The sequence below is a fragment of the Neobacillus sp. SAB-20_R2A genome, assembly GCF_049568635.1.
GTDB classification, from domain to species: Bacteria; Bacillota; Bacilli; order Bacillales; family Cytobacillaceae; genus Neobacillus; species Neobacillus citreus.
On record NZ_CP145895.1, the window covers coordinates 2,844,880 to 2,863,287 of the forward strand.

16 protein-coding genes are annotated in these 18,408 nt (G+C 43.4%); 6 read left to right on the forward strand and 10 right to left on the reverse strand.

The window, feature by feature from the left end; all coding sequences use genetic code 11:
• Positions 1–14: 14 nt before the first annotated feature.
• A complete protein-coding gene (locus tag V5M37_RS13870; RefSeq protein ID WP_423802449.1) occupies positions 15–1,595 on the forward strand; it encodes an acetolactate synthase large subunit in 1,581 nt (526 codons plus the stop codon).
• 67 nt (positions 1,596–1,662) lie between these two features.
• On the opposite strand, the gene V5M37_RS13875 is transcribed toward V5M37_RS13870, so the two are convergent.
• From V5M37_RS13875 to V5M37_RS13885, 3 genes are all read right to left on the reverse strand, one after another.
• On the reverse strand, positions 1,663–3,618 hold the full coding sequence (locus tag V5M37_RS13875; RefSeq protein ID WP_423802450.1) for a TRAP transporter permease: 1,956 nt from the start codon (positions 3,616–3,618) through the stop codon (positions 1,663–1,665).
• Positions 3,605–4,138 carry a DUF1850 domain-containing protein gene (locus V5M37_RS13880; RefSeq protein WP_423802451.1) on the reverse strand — a complete coding sequence of 178 codons (534 nt, stop codon included), beginning with the start codon at positions 4,136–4,138 and terminating at the stop codon, positions 3,605–3,607. Before V5M37_RS13880 ends, V5M37_RS13875 begins: the two co-directional genes overlap by 14 nt.
• A gap of 79 nt (positions 4,139–4,217) precedes the next feature.
• On the reverse strand, positions 4,218–5,225 hold the full coding sequence (locus V5M37_RS13885; RefSeq protein WP_423802452.1) for a TAXI family TRAP transporter solute-binding subunit: 1,008 nt from the start codon (positions 5,223–5,225) through the stop codon (positions 4,218–4,220).
• Between the two features lie 190 nt (positions 5,226–5,415).
• On the opposite strand from V5M37_RS13885, the gene V5M37_RS13890 reads away from it, so the two are divergent.
• Together V5M37_RS13890 and V5M37_RS13895 are read left to right on the forward strand one after the other, a co-directional pair.
• Positions 5,416–5,919, forward strand: a complete 504-nt coding sequence (locus tag V5M37_RS13890; protein WP_423802453.1) for a DUF2243 domain-containing protein — start codon at positions 5,416–5,418, stop codon at positions 5,917–5,919.
• On the forward strand, positions 5,906–6,691 hold the full coding sequence (locus tag V5M37_RS13895; protein WP_423802454.1) for a cytochrome c oxidase assembly protein: 786 nt from the start codon (positions 5,906–5,908) through the stop codon (positions 6,689–6,691). The genes V5M37_RS13890 and V5M37_RS13895 overlap by 14 nt, the downstream gene beginning before the upstream one ends.
• 122 nt (positions 6,692–6,813) lie before the next feature.
• Here V5M37_RS13895 and V5M37_RS13900 read toward each other — a convergent pair whose 3' ends face one another.
• From V5M37_RS13900 to V5M37_RS13910, 3 genes are all read right to left on the reverse strand, one after another.
• A complete protein-coding gene (locus V5M37_RS13900) occupies positions 6,814–7,719 on the reverse strand; it encodes a fumarylacetoacetate hydrolase family protein (RefSeq protein WP_423802455.1) in 906 nt (301 codons plus the stop codon).
• 14 nt (positions 7,720–7,733) lie between these two features.
• A complete protein-coding gene (locus V5M37_RS13905) occupies positions 7,734–8,504 on the reverse strand; it encodes a cyclase family protein (RefSeq protein ID WP_423802456.1) in 771 nt (256 codons plus the stop codon).
• A 633-nt stretch (positions 8,505–9,137) separates the two neighbouring features.
• Positions 9,138–10,328 (reverse strand): PLP-dependent aminotransferase family protein, encoded by a 1,191-nt coding sequence (locus V5M37_RS13910; RefSeq protein WP_423802457.1) that lies wholly within the window; start codon positions 10,326–10,328, stop codon positions 9,138–9,140.
• Between the two features lie 239 nt (positions 10,329–10,567).
• On the opposite strand from V5M37_RS13910, the gene V5M37_RS13915 reads away from it, so the two are divergent.
• On the forward strand, positions 10,568–11,467 hold the full coding sequence (locus V5M37_RS13915; RefSeq protein WP_423802458.1) for a DMT family transporter: 900 nt from the start codon (positions 10,568–10,570) through the stop codon (positions 11,465–11,467).
• 31 nt (positions 11,468–11,498) lie between these two features.
• Here the strand turns inward: V5M37_RS13915 and cysI are convergent, their stop codons facing one another.
• Both cysI and V5M37_RS13925 read right to left on the reverse strand, forming a co-directional pair.
• Entirely contained in the window at positions 11,499–13,217 is a 1,719-nt protein-coding gene (gene cysI / locus V5M37_RS13920) for an assimilatory sulfite reductase (NADPH) hemoprotein subunit (protein WP_423802459.1), read from the reverse strand.
• A 27-nt stretch (positions 13,218–13,244) separates the two neighbouring features.
• Entirely contained in the window at positions 13,245–15,050 is a 1,806-nt protein-coding gene (locus V5M37_RS13925; RefSeq protein ID WP_423802460.1) for an assimilatory sulfite reductase (NADPH) flavoprotein subunit, read from the reverse strand.
• A gap of 236 nt (positions 15,051–15,286) precedes the next feature.
• Here V5M37_RS13925 and V5M37_RS13930 point away from each other — a divergent pair, with 236 nt between their 5' ends.
• On the forward strand, positions 15,287–16,174 hold the full coding sequence (locus V5M37_RS13930; protein WP_423802461.1) for a LysR family transcriptional regulator: 888 nt from the start codon (positions 15,287–15,289) through the stop codon (positions 16,172–16,174).
• A 102-nt stretch (positions 16,175–16,276) separates the two neighbouring features.
• On the forward strand, positions 16,277–17,122 hold the full coding sequence (locus V5M37_RS13935) for an MBL fold metallo-hydrolase (RefSeq protein WP_423802462.1): 846 nt from the start codon (positions 16,277–16,279) through the stop codon (positions 17,120–17,122).
• Here V5M37_RS13935 and V5M37_RS13940 read toward each other — a convergent pair.
• On the reverse strand, positions 17,099–17,773 hold the full coding sequence (locus tag V5M37_RS13940; RefSeq protein WP_423802463.1) for an NUDIX hydrolase: 675 nt from the start codon (positions 17,771–17,773) through the stop codon (positions 17,099–17,101). The genes V5M37_RS13935 and V5M37_RS13940 overlap by 24 nt on opposite strands.
• Positions 17,774–17,894: 121 nt before the next feature.
• Positions 17,895–18,398, reverse strand: coding sequence for a DinB family protein (locus V5M37_RS13945; RefSeq protein ID WP_213139961.1), 504 nt, complete (start codon positions 18,396–18,398; stop codon positions 17,895–17,897).
• Positions 18,399–18,408 lie beyond the last annotated feature (10 nt).

Sequence of the window (18,408 nt, forward strand, 5' to 3'; positions counted from 1 at the left end):
AAAATTTTGGGGAGATGAATGATTTGAAAGTAACGGATGTGCTTGTACAATGCCTGGAGAACGAAGGTGTGGAATATATTTTTGGAATCGTCGGAAAGGAAACGCTGGATTTTGCGGAATCCTTGTCAAAATCTGAGCAGATCCAGTTTGTAAATGTCCGGCACGAACAAGGTGCCGCTTTTATGGCAGATGTTTATGGGAGGTTAGCTAAAAAACCTGGTGTTTGTACGTCCACTCTTGGACCCGGTGCCGCCAATCTAATAACTGGTATTGCCAGTGCCCAGCTCGACCATTCACCGGTCGTGGCCATTGTCGGCCAGGCGGGCTTGAATAGGCAGCATCCGGAATCCCATCAATTTGTCGACATCGTCAAATTGTTTGAACCGGTCACAAAATGGAGCACGCAAATTCTGGAGTCCCAATCCCTTCCAACTGCAATCCGAAAAGCTTTTAGAACGGCAAAATTAGAAAAACCCGGCTCTGTAGTGGTCACCCTCCCGGAAAATCTGGCAGCGCAGATGATCCCAAACAAACCTCTGCCGGTGCCGCCGATTCCAGATATGGTTCCTGATATGGAGGCGATAAAATATGCCGTCCGCCTTATTGAAAATCATCTTAAGCCATTTGTCATTGTCGGAAACGGGGTCATCCGTCAGGATGCTGGGGACGCACTGCTCTCCTTTATCGAGGCCCTCGATGCCCCAGTCACACATAGTTTTATGGCCAAAGGGGTGCTGCCAAAAGATCACCCTCAGCAATATTTTACATTTGGTTTTAATGAGCAGGACGAAGTTTTAGCTGGGCTAGAAGAGGCAGACCTCCTCATTGTCATAGGGTTTGATTTTGTTGAAAGATTACCAAAGGACTGGAATCCGAAAAAGTTGCCGGTTTTCCATATTGATACAGTTCAGGCAGAAGTAAATGAGTATTACCCAGTTCAAGCTGAATTGGTCGGAAATATCAAGAAAACGCTTGAAATGCTTGTGCAGCAAAAGCTTCCGCACAAAACTTGGGCCCCATCTGGCGGCCTTCAGGAAAAAATAAAAACAGCTTATCAAACAGAGCAAACCGATTCGAATTTAACGATCGAAAACATTCTTCATATAGTTGAAAAATGCACCAACGAAAACGCAATTGTGATTTCCGATGTAGGGGCCCATAAAGTTGCAATTGCCCGAACCTATCAGCCTAAAAAGCCGAATAGAACGATAATCTCAAATGGGCTGGCTTCAATGGGGATTGCCATCCCGGGTTCCATTGGCGCGAAGCTTGCCTCCCCTTCCGATCAGGTTATTTGCATTACCGGAGACGGCGGAGCTTTAATGAATATTTCCGAAATCGAAACCGCCAAGCGTTTAGGCCTTTCTTTTATCATCATTGTCTTAAACGACTCAATGTTCAAGCTTGAAGTCCAAACTATGAACAAAATGTTTGGAGAAAACTACGGCCTTACCTTCGGGAATCCTGATTTTGTCCATTTGGCCGATAGCTTCGGCATTAAAGGTTTCCGGATCGAAACGTTGTCGTATTTTGAAAAAGTTTTTAAAGAGGCACTTGCCTCAGAGGAAATCGTATTGATAGATGTTTCCATCTGAAGTAACCCATGACGGGATATAAAAAGGCGGCTCCACCTTAGATCTTTTTGGTGGAACCGCCTTGTGTTTAGGCACTAGTTTTCGCAGCATTTCCTCGTTTATGCATTACCTGTAGGCCGAATAAAAGCGCGAACGCCACCAGCCCGACAATGTCGCTTATTTTTTCCGGATAAATTAAGCATAAACCGGCAATCAAGGCGACAATTCGTTCTAACCAGTGCATTTTTCTCATCCAAAAACCAATTACACCTGCACTGATGGCAATCATCCCGATAAACGCCGTAAAGACCACCCAAATCACATACGTCCAGGTTGTATTAATCATTAGCAATTCCGGTGAAAGCACAAACATATATGGGATGATAAATGCACTGATCGCCAGTTTAGTTGACTCCACCCCTGTCCGGAATGGTTCACCTCCCGATATAGCCGCTGCAGACATCGCAGCTAAGGCCACTGGCGGTGTGATATCTGCGACAATCCCGAAATAAAACACGAATAAATGGGCTGATAAATCTGGGACCCCTAATAAAATGATGGCTGGTGCGGCAATCGTGGAGGTGATGACATAGTTGGCCGTCGTTGGAGAACCCATGCCCAATATCAGAGAAGCGATCATTGTCAAAAATAAAGTCGGCAACAAATATCCACCGGATAAATCGAGCAAGCCATTCGCCATTTTCAAGCCCAGCCCCGTCTTCGTCACCACCCCAACAATGATACCGGCGGCTGCCGTAGCGGCGGCCACTCCGAGGGCCGACCTCGCACCATCTGCCAACGCGTCGATGATTCCTTTAAAACCGATTCTAGTTTCTTTTTTAATCGCACTTACCACCACGGTAATAACGATTGACCAAAGAGCAGCGCGGATTACACTCATCCCGGACATCAACAACAGAACGATGGCAACAATAGGAAGCAATAAATAAAGCTTGCTGAATACTTCTTTCCGGTTTGGCATTTCTTCCTTTGTCAACCCGCGAAGGCCGATTTTCTTAGCTTCGAAATGAGTCATAATCCAAATTCCGGTAAAATACAGGACAGCTGGGATCGCCGCAGCTTTAGCGATGTCCCAGTAAGAAATCCCGTTTCCGATAAACTCGACCATGAGGAAGGCCGCTGCCCCCATTATCGGCGGCATCAACTGTCCCCCGGTTGATGAGGCTGCCTCAACTGCCCCAGCAAATTCCTTTTTATAACCAAGGTTTTTCATCATCGGGATTGTAAAGGCCCCTGACGTTACTACATTGGCGACAGAACTACCGCTGATTGTTCCCTGCAAGGCACTTGAGAAAACCGCCACCTTGGCCGGCCCGCCGACACTTCGTCCCGCAATCGCAATCGACAAATCGTTAAAGTATTCGCCCACTCCTGTTTTAATTAAAAAAGAACCAAATAATAAGAACAAAAAGATGTAGGTAGCAGACACCGCAATCGGTGTTCCCAATATGCCTTCAGTCGTAAAAAACATCGTTTGCACGAGTCGGTCCAGTTCCAAGCCGCGGTGCGCTAAAAAGCTGGGCATGTAAGGACCGAAAAGTGCGTACACCATAAAAACTATCGCAATAATCGCGATGGGCAGACCGACCGCTCTGCGGGTTGCTTCCAACACCAATACAATCGCTGCTAAACCTACATAAAAGTCTAGATCAGTAAGCATACCAGCCCGTAACACCAAGTCATCGATCATGAGCGGCCAATAGGCGCCAACAACGACTGAAATGGCAGCTAAAATATAATCGTACCAAGCAACCTTATGCTCTTTCCCACGTTTTTTCTTACTGGCCGGAAAAAGTAAAAAAATAAGCGCTAATGCAAAACCTAAATGAATAGACCTCTGCAGCTGGGCAGTTAACACTCCGAAAATTCCCGTATAGAGATGAAATAAAGAAAAGGCCAACAGAATGGCAAACACAATCCAGCCAATCCTGCCCTTCAGCTTTCTTGCCCCTGCTTCCGGGTCGTATTTTTCTAAAAGCTCCTGCTGTTGTTCTTCAGACAGTGCTTCGTCATAAGTACTCAAGGATGTTCACTCCTTTCCAAATTTGAAATATATTCAGTTTCCGTATTTCTACATTAACGATTGTTCCCGGTTTAATGGTATGCGCTAAAGGATATTCCTTATGATTAAAAATGACGCGGTGATTGGCCCGGACCTGTCCGATTCGCAAATAAAAGGATGGAAAAATTCGTTTCATGTTCTTGATGTAATACTTTCCGTTGATCTGTTCAAAACGTTCTCCCTTATCGGCATTTGCCGGCATTCCAATTGATGTATCCTCATACTCTAATTCATATTGCTGAATTTGCTGATCATCGGTGATTTTGTAGCTTTCCACTACATCAGACAGGTGGATTGAATGGGTGTACTTAATTTGAAAGGTGGATTCTTTGTTTACTAGAATATAAGCGGCTTTGGCACTTGAATGAACCGGTGTGAACACAAGCGCCTGCCGGAGTGGAATGAGTGCTATTACAAGCATAGCGATAGATAAGCAAATAGCTAGCACAATGAATATTTGTGCTATTTTATTAATTTTCATTTTTCCTCCTTAAATAATGAAGAAAACGAGACCGGCTAGCGTATGCCAGAGCCGGTCAATAATTGTGAACAAGATAGTTTTATTCGGCCTTGACACCTTTCTCATCAAAGTATTTTTTTGCTCCCGGATGTACATCAATCCCTACCCCATTTAGGGCATTCTCCACTTTAATGAGCTTCCCTTTGGCATGGGTCACTTTATCGAGATTTTCAAAAATGGCTTTCGTGATATCGTATACGACTTGCTCTGACAGATCACTTCTTGCTACAAGCATGGCCTGGACAGCTACAGTAGAAACCACAGAACTGAGCCCATAAGTTCCGGATGGGACTTCATCCTTGATATAGTATGGATACTTTTTAATAAGCTCGTCGATTTTATCCTGGGCGATCGGGACAATCACCACGTTTTCTGTCGCGGATAGGCTTTCTACAGCTCCGGTTGGCGTACCTGCCGTTACGAATGCTGCATCAATTGTCCCGTCCTGAATTCCTTGGGTAGATTCATCAAAGGAAAGGTCCTGCTTTTGAATATCATTGAAGCTAAGGCCATGTACTTCGAGAATTTGCTCTGCATTTGCTGCTGTTCCGGAACCTGGTGCTCCCACAGAAACTTTTTTTCCCTTCAAATCTGCTATGGATTTGATACCTGATTTCTTTGTCGTGACAATTTGAATGGTTTCCGGATAGAGGGTGGCAATAGCCTTAATATTTCCGACCTTTTCCTTGAACATCAGTTTACCTTCAACAGCATAAGCCGCAATATCGGTCTGGGTGAAAGCAATTTCTCCGTCACCATTTTTTAAGGTGTTCATATTTTCTGCGGAAGCTCCTGAAGTCTCAGCGTTTGCTTCGATTCCTGTGGCATCCTTAATAATCTTGGCAAAAGAACCGCCCAGTGGATAATAGGTCCCGCCTGTTCCACCGGTCAAAATACTGATGAATTTTGGCTTTTCTTCTGCTTTTTCACCGCCGCTTGTCCCGGTTGTGGTCTCTTCCTCCTCCTTCGTGCTCGAACCGCATGCTGCCAGAATCATAGACATGACCACAACAAAAATCATAGAAAGAAGAAACGTTTTCTTTTTCAATTGTAGATCCCCCTTTAAAAATTTTCTGTCTGTCGTAACTATCTTTATTAAGTAGAAGGAGGAAACTTGTCATTTCTGGTTAAATTAGTTCTTTAGTCCTAATTCTTGATTATGGCTATTCTATTTCGGATAAAGTATTAATAGAAAATGGGCTGGTATAAAAGGCGGCTCAAAAAATGAGGATGGTAATATGGCTGAAACGCAAAACCGGAAAAATAAGCAAGGAGTTTATGCAACTCGAAATGTTTGGTCGGGCTTTCTGTTTGGCATTGGTTTGGTGGCATTTATAGATGAGACTGTTTTTCACCAGCTTCTGCACTGGCATCACTTCTATGACAAATCCACTACAGGCATTGGTCTGGTTTCTGATGGACTTTTCCATGCGTTTAGTTGGATTGCGACTGTAGGGGCATTGTTTATGGTGGCAGATCTGCGCCGCCGGAACGCATGGGAGACAACAAGGTGGTTAGCAGGTATGTGCCTCGGTGCAGGTTTATTTAATCTATATGATGGCATCGTACAGCACAAACTGATGAAGCTTCACCAGATTCGCTATAACGTTGAAATATTGCCCTATGACATCGTATGGAACGTTTTGGCAATAATGATTATAATCGCAGGCTTCATTCTTCTACGCCGGGCACGGAGAAAATCTTTGCCTTCAGGAGAAATGACAGAAAATGCACTCCAATAAATATGTTACTCATTATTTGGACGATACATTTTTACAGGTTGTCCTTTTATTGCCGCTCGTACTGGTATTGTTTTTGTATCTGTTAGCAGTTTCTCTATTAAAATTTCGAAAAAAAACATGGCCGTTGAACCGGACATTTTTCTTTGTTTTAGCGATATGTTGTGCTGTTGCCGCGGTTAGCGGACCCTTAGCTATGCGGGCCCATCAGGATTTTACAGCACATATGCTCAGCCACCTGCTTTTGGGCATGCTGGCTCCCTTATTAATGGTATTAGCGGCTCCGATGACTATAATTTTACGAACATTAAACGTGAATGCTGCGCGGAGACTTGTTACCTTTTTAAAAAAGAGGTATTGTCTGTTTCTTAGTGATCCGGTTGTTGCATCCTTGATTAACGTCGGAGGACTTTGGGTTCTTTATACAAGTGACCTTTATATGGCTATGCATAAACACCCCCTTGTTTACGTGGCAGTCCATTTACATGTCTTTCTTGGAGGATATGTATTTACCTCCGCGCTTTTGTATATTGATCCAATACCGAATCGAAGGAGCTTTATATACCGTGGAATTGTGATGGTAGCGGCGTTAGCCGGGCACGGAATCCTTTCCAAGTACATCTATGGCCATCCTCCTGCAGGAGTTCCTGCAGAGCAGGCTGAGTTAGGGGGTATTTTAATGTACTATGGAGGCGATGCAATTGATCTTATTATTGTTATTATTTTTTGCTATCAGTGGTATATAAAGAAAACTCGCCGATTGGCAAGCCCCTAAGGGCGAAGACAGAGGCGTAGTTGCACTTATACTTTCTTATTAGCCAAAGAAAGCCGCCCTCGTGTGACGGCGGCTTCAGAAAGCAAAACACTTTGAAAAATTGAAGATGTCTCTAATAAGAATTAAAAGATTTGGTTCTTCAATTTACCGATGCCGGTGATTTCTAGCTCTACGGAATCGCCGGGCTCTAACCATCTGTGAACCTCTGGTCCAAGCTCGAGGAGGCAGCCCGTTCCGACAGTGCCGGATCCAAGGATATCTCCAGGGTAGAGCGTGACTCCAGCCGATGCCCTTTCGATCATTTGTCCAAATGAGTAATAGAGATCTTTAGCATTTCCTTTTGATAGCAGTTCTCCATTTACTTTGGCTGTCATCGTTAAATCAAAGCCGCGGCCGAATCGATATTTTTCAAGCTCATCCTTCGTGACGATGACAGGTCCGATGGTGGTCGCAAAGTCCTTACCCTTCGCCGGTCCTAGTCCGATTTTCATCTCTTTCTGCTGCAGATCACGGGCCGACCAATCGTTAAATATGGTGTAGCCGAAAATATAGTCTTCAGCTTCCTCTGCCTTGATGTTCCTCCCTTCCTTGCCAATGATGCAGCCCAGCTCCAATTCATAATCCAACGCGAAACAGCCGAGAGGACGTTCTATTTTTTCATTGTGGCCCGACAAAACTAAATGGTTGGTAAAATAAAAGGCAGGTAGTTCATACCATTCTTCGGGTACCTTGCGGCCTGTTAGTTTCCTGGCATTCAACACATGCAATTCAAAAGCCATAAAATCCCTTACACTTGGCGGATTTGGCAGTGGAGCTGTTAGTGTAACTTCGTTTAACTGAGCAGATGGCTCCGCAATGCCCTCCAAACTCTTCAACATTGGCAAATATCCGGAATAGTTCTTAATTAACTCTAATAGATTATCAGGCAGCTCACCGTTGCTGACGAGATTCATATCATAAACGTTCTCATCCTTAATCCAGCCGGCTTTTTGGCGGCCGTTTGCATCAATAAATGTTATAAATTTCATTCCTATTGTCTCCTTTATTCAAAAATGGCAACTGGTCTCGCCCAGCCTGCGCTGGCACCTGTTATTTTGACAGGAAAAACCGCTACTTTGAAGCCGAATCGTTTTGGCAGTAATTCCAAGTTTGCCAGTTTTTCAATTTGGCAATATTCTGCTTCCTTTCCAACATAATGGGCCGCCCACAGGACGCCATCACGCGGATTTTGCTTATAATCGGCAGCCTGATGATAAAGCGGAATGTCCCAGCCCCAGCCGTCTGTTCCCATGACTTTTATTCCTTTTTGAATGAGCCAGCGTGTTGCATCCGCCGAAACGCCTGCATGCATTGCTGCATAGTTTTCTTCGAAGTATTTTTTATCGGCATCTGTTCTAACTAAAACAATATCAAATGGCTGCAGCTGATAACTCATTTCTTCTAATTGTTTTTCAAAATCCTCTATTTTGATTTCATAGCCAGGCTGCCTGTCGCTAAAATCAAAGAGAACACCACGGCCATAGAACCATTCAAGAGGCAGTTCGTCAATTGTCCTGGATGGTTCTCCGGCTGTTTTCGCAGCGTAATGCCACGGCGCGTCAACATGTGTTCCGGTATGTGTTGTCAGCGTGACCGTTTCTACCGCCCAGGCAGCGCCGTCCGGAAAATCACTGGCCTTTAAGCCTAGGATTTTGGCTGCCTGCTCGGCCCCCTGTTCGTGCGATTCATAGATGATTTCAGGCGGGAAAGGCTCCTTCGCTCGAATATCCAACGGAACACTTAAATCAATAATACGCAATTGGCTGCGGTTCATTTATTTACCCCTTTTCCGTAAAGGTATAGGTTGGACATTTTCCGTTTACGACTGAAATCATAGCAGACCCAGAATAAAAATGTTGTCGAAATCTCCCAATAAGTAACAATCAGACATAAAAAAAGTGCTAAGGAAATTAGGCCTTAACACTTTAAATAGTTGACGTTTTATATACGCTCGAACTTTTGAAATAATAGTCGGTTCGGTAGCATAGGGCCCTTATATGCGCCCGAACTTTTGAAAAGATGACCGGTTCGGTAGCATAGGGCCCTTATATGCGCCTGAACTTTAGAAAAGATGACCGGTTCGGTAGCATAGAGCCCTTATATACGCCCGAACTTTTGAAAAGATGACCGGTTCGGTAGCATAGAACCCTTATATGCGCCTGAACTTTAGAAAAGATGACCGGTTCGCTAGCATAGAACCCTTATACATGCCCGAACTCTTGGATATATTCCCCGTTCAGTAGCATAGATCGCTAATATACGCTTTGCATGAGACCAAATAAACCTATGAATAAGCCTTCATCAATTAGCGCAACGCATTGTTACTTAAACACATTATAAAAGGCTGTCGAAAGTATTTCGACAGCCTCGGTGGCTAAGACACATTTATACTTTATATGTTTTAGATTTACTTAGAATGTGCCGGCTTAAGCAGAACACTTACCAACCGGTCCATTCCCTCTTGAATCCTTTCAGGGCTCGAATGGCTGAAGTTCAAGCGGAAGGTGTTGTATTTAGGCTGACCAACATAGAATGGCGCGCCAGGAACAAATGCAACACCCTTTTCAACTGCCTGATGCAGCAATGCGGTGGTATTAATCTCTTCATTGGCTTCCACCCACATAAACATGCCGCCTTTCGGTTCAGCACATTTGAACAAGTCAGTGCCGAGCTTTGCAAGGTAATCCCGCATAATCGTCATTCGAAGATAATACTCGCGGCGGATTGTCTGGATATGGGAATCCAAGTCAAAATCGCGCAGCAGATAATATAGTGCCTGCTGGTCCAGACTGCTCGAATGCAAATCGTTCATTTGCTTGGCTTTCGCCATCATTTGAATGATTTCGATCGGACCGGTTACCCAGCCTGTGCGCAGTGCAGGAACAACAGATTTCGAGAAGGTACTCGTATAAACGACATGGGTACGTTGCTCATCAAGTGATGCCAGCGGCTGGTAATACTCGTCGTCATGGAATTGAATATCCCCGTATGGATCGTCTTCTAATATTAGAATATTATATTGATAGCAAAGATCAAGTAAATGCTGGCGTCTTTCCGCGCTCCAAACCTTGCCGTCAGGATTGGAGAAAGTTGGAATGACATAAACAAATTTAGGCTGGTATTGTTCCAGTTTAACCTTTAAATCCTCAGGGTCCATTCCCTCTTGATCACTATGGACAGCAATTACCTCCGCCCCGTATGAGTGGAACACTTGCAAGGCTGATAGATATGTAGGGTCCTCGGTGAGAACAACATCCCCTTCGCTTAGCATGATTCTTGAGAACAAATCAATGACCTGCTGAGATCCTGTTGTAACCAATATATTTTCAGGGGAAGATGTAATTCCCTTTCGCTCCATTTTAGTTTGAATCATTTCACGAAGCGGGATAAAGCCTTCAGTTAAACCGTATTGTAAGGCGTTGTTTCCTGAGGAAAAAACCTTATCATAGGCAGTTCTTACCGCTTCCACTGGGAAAATGTCCTCGGCAGGCAGTCCTCCGGCAAATGAAATGACATGTGCCTGCTGCGTTACCTTTAGGATATCCCTGACAGCAGATGATTCAAAGCTTTGAGTACGAGATGCAAATGGATAATTCAATGTTAGTCGCTTCCTTTTTTGAAAAATAAATAGTTCAATTTAATGCTATTTTACTAAAGCATATAATTAAAAATTGATATTATTTTAAATAGTATAATATAAAATCCTTAGATGCAAGAATTTATTTCAAAATGTTTTGAAAAATTGAAACCATTCGCTTTCCTAAATAATTTTAAAGTAGTATTATAATTTAATAGTATAAACCGAATGTTTCAGACTAACTAGAAAGGGTAATTTACATGAAAAAAGGTGTTGCACTATTAATCTTAGCCACCATTCTTTGGGGAGGTAATTACATATGCGGACGTTTTCTGGCACCGGCTCTTCCGGCAACGCTGCTAAACACGATTCGATGGGGCATATCAACCATCCTTCTTTGGGGAATACTTGCTTTTAATAAAAAGGATTTCCCTATCCTAAAAAAATGGAAGGAATTTTTGATTCTTGGGTTTTTTGGGGTCTTTGCTTTTTCAACCTTAAATTACTTAGGATTAAGATCCTTAAGTGCTTCTCAAGCTGGAATGATATCTGCAGGGATTCCGATTGCCATCTTGCTGTTTACACCGTTTGTTTTAAAGGAAAAGATTCATGCTAAATCGTGGATTGGTGCTGTCATTTCAGTGATTGGTGTGATGATTTTAATTCAGGGAAAACAAGGCGGGGCATCCCACAGCTCCCTAATCGGAGAAATTGAGATTCTGTTATCCTGCTTGGCATGGGGAATGTATACCGTTCTTTTGAAACGCTACGGGAAAAGTATGGATCCGTTAACCATGACGGCCGGCGCATCCTTTTATGGCACCCTATGGAGCGCGTTAAGCTGCATAGGCACCGTCGATACGGGAATGATCCATATGACCGGTTCCGCCTGGCTTGCAGTCGTCTACGTTAGTACATTGGCTTCTGTTGTTGCCTTCTTCTCCTGGAGCGCAGGAGTCGAAATGGTTGGACCGGCACTAGCGGCGCCATTTATCAATTTGCTGCCCGTTTGGACCGTTGTATTTGGTGTTTTGTTATTAGGAGAGAGCGTGTCGTTGGCAACCCTGCTTGGAGGCATCATAACCATTATAGGTGCTGTTCTTGCAACCTATCAAACTCCAAATAAAAGGAAGAAAAGGGGCATGACCCGCACTGCCTAATGCACAGCGGCTTCATGCCCCTTCTTATTTATTAGTCGTGGAAATTAGTTCCGTCTGTAACAGCTTTAATGATTTCAGCACGGATAACGTAGTCTCCGAAGTGCTCTCCTTCATTTCGTTCCTTCGCATAACGGCCAAGAAGGACGCTCAATTCATTTAGAATTTCTGCTTCACCAATGTTTTCACTGTACATTTTGTTCATACGGCTGCCGTCAAAAGCGCCCCCAAGATACAAATTGTACTTTCCGACCGCTTTCCCGATCAGCGCGATTTCTGACAGCGCCGGGCGGGCACAACCATTCGGACAGCCAGTCATGCGGATTGTAATTTCCTCATCACGCAGCCCGTTCTCATCTACAATCTCTTCAATCTTTTCAATTAGCTGTGGCAGGTAGCGTTCACTTTCAGCAAATGCCAACCCGCATGTTGGGAGCGCAACACACGCCATTGAATTACGGCGCAGTGCCGAATGGTGCTTACCATCCGTTAAGCCATATTGCTCCATTAATTCGGAAATCTTTTTCTTTTTCTGACTTGAAACATTGGCAATCACAAGATTCTGATTAGGTGTTAAACGGAAATCACCAGTATGAATTTTGGCTAGTTCCTTTAAGCCTGTTTTCAGCTTGTAATCTTCATAATCTTTCACCCGTCCATTTTCAACAAACAAGGTAAAATGCCACTTGCCGCCAACGCCTTTCACCCAGCCGTAGCGGTCACCATTATGGTCAAAGTGGTATGGCTTTGCCTCATCCAAGCTCCAGCCTAGGCGGTTTTCTAATTCTGCCTTAACGGTATCTAATCCAAGGCGGTCAATCGTATACTTGAAACGGGCATTCTTTCGGACAGAGCGGTTTCCGTAATCGCGCTGAATCGAAATGGTCTTTTCAGCTAGCTCCACGATTTTGTCAGGAGTAACGAATCCGATGACTTTCGCAACCTGTGGATAGGTCGCTTTGTCGCCATGTGTGCTTCCCATGCCGCCGCCAATTGCTACGTTGAAGCCAGTAAGCTTGCCGTCTTCGACAATCGCAATTAAGCCAAGGTCTTGGGAAAAGACATCGATATCATTAGACGGCGGTACAGCAATCCCAATCTTGAACTTACGCGGAAGGTAAGTTGGGCCATACAATGGCTCCACTTCTTCCACATCTGGAGTTCCAGCTACCTTCTCCTCATCCAGCCAAATTTCATGATAGGCTCTTGTACGCGGCAATAAATAATCGCTCAAATACTTCGCCCATTCATATACTTCGGAATGAATCTCCGATTGATAAGGGTTCGGGTTGCACATTACGTTTCTGTTAACGTCGCCGCAAGCAGCAAGCGTCGTCAATAGCGAATTGTGAATCTCTTGAATCGTATTTTTCATGTTCCATTTTAAAATGCCATGAAATTGGAACGATTGACGAGTAGTCAGTTTGATGGTTCCGTTGGCGTTCTTATCAGCAAGCCCATCCAATACCAGCCATTGTTCCGGTGTTACCACACCGCCTGGTGCACGGACACGGAGCATAAATTGATATGCTGGTTCTAGTTTCTGTTTTTGCCGCTCATTCCGAAGATCGCGGTCATCCTGTAAATAACTGCCGTGATGCTTCATCAAACGGTTGTCATCATCAGGAATACCTGAGCTCAACCGGTCCTGCATTACTTCCGTCAGCGTGCCTCGTAAATAGTCGCTTTCTACTTTAATACGCTCGACATCACTTGGCTTACCATCCGGTGCTTTTAAAATTGAGTTCACCATGTTGAAAAGACTCCTTTCAAAACCAAATCAATATACGTCACGCTGGTAGCGTTTTTGCTGCTGCATTTCGGTTATATACTCTTCCGCTTTCTCACGGCTCATATTGCCTTCTTTTTCAATAATTTCAATTAAAGTGTTATGGACATCATGTGCCATGTGCTTTTCATCACCACAAATATAGAAGTAAGCACCTTCCTCAAGCCATTGGAACAATTCCTTGCTTTGCTCTAACATGCGCTGCTGCACATATACCTTTTCAGCTTGGTCGCGAGAAAACGCTACATCCATCTTTGTGAGTACGCCGTCCTTCAGCCATTTTTGCCATTCAAGCTGATAAAGGAAATCGGTCACGAAATGCTGATCGCCAAAGAACATCCAAGCTTTACCTTCCGCACCGTTTTCTTCACGCTCCTGCATGAATGAACGGAACGGTGCAGCCCCTGTTCCCGGCCCAACCATAATTATCGGCGCATCCTGGTTAACAGGCAGTTTAAAGTTTTCATTATGCTGGATGAAAATAGGCAAGGTATCTCCTGCTTCAAGACGCTCCGCTGTTAAAATTGAGCAGACACCCTTCCGTTCGCGGCCATGTGCCTCATAGCGGACGGCGCCAATAGTCAAATGAACTTCATCCGGATTAGCAGACAAACTGCTAGCAATGGAATAAAGTCGTGCTGGAATTTTACGTAATACGGATACAAACTCTTGTGACGATTCTCCCCAAGCACCAAAATCTTGGACTAAATCTAGTAAATCTCTGGATTCGATATAAGCCTTTAATTTATCTTCATTTCCTGCTGCTACAAGCTCCTTCAACTCAACATTTGTTGAAATCTGAGCGATTTTTTCAAGCAATGGTTTTGTCAACACGGTAATTTCATAAAAAGACGTAAGCACATCTTTAAGTGGACGGGCATCCCCTTGTTTTACGGTAACAACTTCATCCGGATTCCATGTTAATTCCTGAAGCAACCGTTCAACTAGCGCAGGATCGTTATCTGGATAAATCCCCAGGCTGTCACCTGGTTCAAAGCTGAGACCTGATCCTTCAAGCGATAATTCAAGGTGACGAGTTTCTTTATTCGAACCGCGGCCGTTTAAATTAATATTTTCAAGGACCTCCGCACGGAACGGATTTGTTCTTGAGTACACAGACTCAGCAGTTTGCGTTGTTCCTACAGGAACAGGGGCTGATGCTGCACTTTCACCCTGAGCATCATTCAAGCTGCCAAGAACACCTTGCAGCCATTCACCTGCCGGCTCATCAAAGTCAACATCACAGTCAAAGCGTGGATAAAGTCTAGTGCCGCCAAGCTCTTCTAAACGTTTGTCAAAATCTTTTCCGGTTTGACAGAAAAACTCGTATGAGCTGTCTCCAAGTGCCAAAACGGAAAATTGCAGACCGTCAAGCTTTGGCGCCCGTTTTCCAAACAAAAACTCATGGAAGGATTTTGCGTTATCAGGCGGCTCACCCTCACCATGTGTACTAGCAATAATGAGCAGGTTTTGAACCTTTTTTAAATTGTTTGGTTTAAAATCACTCATCGCCGAAACGATTGCTTTAAAACCGATCCCCTCAAGTGCCTGACTTGCTTTTTTCGCCAGACCCTTGGAATTTCCAGTTTGCGATCCATAAAGAATCGTCACCTCTTTGGATACGCTTTGGGATTGTACAGGTTGCCCTGCCGGTGCTCCCAATACAATTGAATTCGCAGAGGCAGCAAAGTACCCGCTTAACCAAACTTTTTGCGATTCCGTTAAGCTTGGCAGAAGACGATTTAGGAGCTCTGCCTGCTCCTCAGTAAATGGACTGTTCAATACCTGAAGTTGCAAAAAATATCACTCCCCTAAGGAAAATAAGCCATTTTTGAAATTGCTTTAAGACATCATTTTCATTGAAAAATTGATTACTATTATAATAGTTTTACTATTCCTATAAGTCAAGTAGGAATTATAAAAAAACTATGCTTGCGATATGTCATATTCACTTTACCTAATATCTAAACATTAGTAAAATAAATATTAATTATCGAAACTATTAGTTTTTTTAATAATAAGGCGGGATTTCTATGCATTACGAAGAATTAAAAACGTTCGTCACCCTTGCAGAGGTGAAAAATTTTACAAAAACGGCAGAGCTGCTGCTAATGTCACAGCCCAGTGTGAGTTTACATATCAAAAATCTTGAGAAAGAATTTCAAACAAAATTATTTCTGCGCTCTCCCAAATTCCTGCAAATCACTCCGACGGGTAAGATACTTTACGAACGAGCCAAACAAATGATTACCATTTATGATCAAACTCGGCAGGACATTCTTGAACACCAAGATTCAATAAAAGGTGAATTAATCATCGGGGCCAGTTTTACGATTGGGGAATACATCCTCCCGGCTTTACTGATTGACCTGCAGAAAGATTATCCAGAATTGGATCTTCATGTAGTGATCGGCAACACAGAGGAAATTGCACAATCAGTAAAATTGTATAAAGTGGATATTGGATTAATTGAGGGTCACACCAACGAAAAGGAATTATCAGTCCATCCGTTTATGGAAGACGAGCTTTTCGTGGTTTCGTCAAACAATCATGAACTCGCTCGAAAAAAAGGAGTTACCATGGCTGACCTGCAAAATCAAACATGGGTAACACGGGAAAATGGTTCGGGAACCCGTGAGTATTTAAATCATGTTATTCGTTCCAATGGTTTGAAAGTCAAATCCTTTTTAACCATCAGCAGCAGCCAAGGAATAAAAGAAACACTCATTAACGGAATGGGGCTGTCACTTCTGTCCGGCAGTATCATTGACAGGGATGTCAAGCAAGGGCTGCTATCTATTATTCATATAAAAAATCAAACTTTTAATCGAACTCTTTCATATATCTACTCGCCTATCATGGAAGAAAAGCGAAATGTGAAGACGTTTATCTATGCACTAAACAATAAATGGCTCAGTTAATATTCTTTCCCATCCTTTTAGCAGGATTTTTTCATTAACACGATGAATATGTAAGAAAAATAAATAGAAATCTGCCGAAAAAGGATGAAAGGATGTATTTTTATGAAAAAAGTAAATGATTTTAAGATAATCCGTGTGCCCGTTCCGACCCCTACTTTGCTTCCCCATATGACAACCAACTGCTATTTGATTGGGAATGGGGAGGAAAGTATCTTGGTTGACGCCGGATATGACCAACCGGAAACGCGAAGTGTAATAGAAAATGCCCTTGTTGAAAATGAAATCGCTGTCCCAAAAACGATTATTCTTACACACTCCCATCCTGACCATGCTACTGGTGTTTGTCAGCTTATCGACTGGAATCCGGTTGTGTATTGTCATCACCTTGAAAAAGAGGAAACTCAATCAGCCATTTCGCCTTGGAGCAATATTTCTTTGTTAAATGATTTGGACGTTCTCCGTGTTGCGGGTGAGGAAGTACATATTCTTCATGCCCCTGGCCATACGGCTGGCCAGTTGAACCTGTATATTCCTTCTAAGCAAATTCTCCTCGCAGGGGATAATATCGTCGCGGAAGGAACATCCTGGATTGGCCCTCCGGATGGTGACATGGGTGATTATTTTAAAACCCTCCATCGCCTGCAACAGTTAAAGATCAGTAAAATCGGTCCTGGCCATGGGGAATGGGTTACAACGCCGTATGAGCACATTGAGTTTGTGTTGAACCGAAGATTGTATCGTGAAAACCAAATTAAGGACTTGCTGAAAGAACATCAGTGCTTAACTTCTGTCGATTTAACGAATTTGATTTATCAAGATTCCATTCATCCTAGTGTGTTTGAAGTGGCAAAAAGAACAACTGAGGCACATTTAATCAAATTGATAAACGAGGAATCCGTCACACAGCATGAAGAAGCCTATATGTTAAAAAACAATCTTGTAGTCTAATCGATTAAACTCCGGCATCGAAAGCTGACCGCTTTTTACATAATGAACAATCGTTTTCAATGTATGAATCGTTGGCGGTGCTAATGGAATTATTTCCTCTTCATATCGAGTTAGAGCTTCTTGGGGATTAATCCATAAAGAATCATCAATTTCATTTTCATCTGGTATTGGCGTTTGACCCTCGGGCAGCCTGGCCAGGAAGAATTTTGTATCAAAGCGAATTTTGCTCTGACTAGGTGTGACAATTCGGCCAAAATAAGTTAAGTATTCTAGATTCAGATAAAGCGCTTCCTTTTTTAACATGTGTAAAAAAGAAATTTCTCCTTTAATTAACAGACGGCGGTATTCCAGGGCGGTATCTTCTTCCAAAAGAACTGGGGTACCGTCGACTGTTTGACAAAGAAGAATGCCTGCTTCCTCAAATAATTCACGTGCCGCGGCGATATAGTAAGACTGGCTTATTGATTCATCCCGCTTTTCGTTTTTTATATACTCATCATCATGGATGGCATCGCTATCATCTACCGCTCCCCCGGGGAATACATAAATACCTCCCATAAATTTCATCGTTTTCGGTCTTTGTGTCAAGTAAACTCTATCGAGATGATCCAATAACACGACTGTGGATGCAGGTCTTGGTGTAACCTCCATATTTCTACCACCTTTCTGTTATTTATAGTTTAATTACATCTATATTCAACCAACCGGGCAAATTTCCCTTCCTTTTTCCATAAGAAAGAGCACACTATTTTTTAGTGTGCTCGAAAAGTGATTATATGGCTGGTGCTTCCATTCCCATTTGGCCCCATTCTTCTCTGGCAGGACCATATACACCAGGTACCTGAAGTCCTGCTTGACGCATTAGCACGGTCATCTGGCCGCGGTGATGGATGACATGCTTGATGAGAAGATTTAGGGTAACTGCCTTTGGCATCGTCATCCCAAAAACATCTTTCATATCTTTTAAAGAGTCATCGGTCCACTGCTGCTGGACTGCTTCCACGGTGTCGGCACTTACCTTACGAAATGCATCAGCGATAGTTTTGGCTGAAGTTGGGACTGTTCCTTCATTTTCAACCTGGGCTACATTGATACCGAATTCCTTTAACATTCCCGGTGTACTGGCGACGACATGCCAGGCAATTCTCCCGAGCGAACGATCATCCGCTGACACCATTTGCTGAAGGGAACCGTCAGTCAACGCATCCATGATTTTTTGTGTAGACCCCGCCTCTTGGTTCCATTCCTGCACGAATTCTTGGATTGATGTATACATGATAATTCCT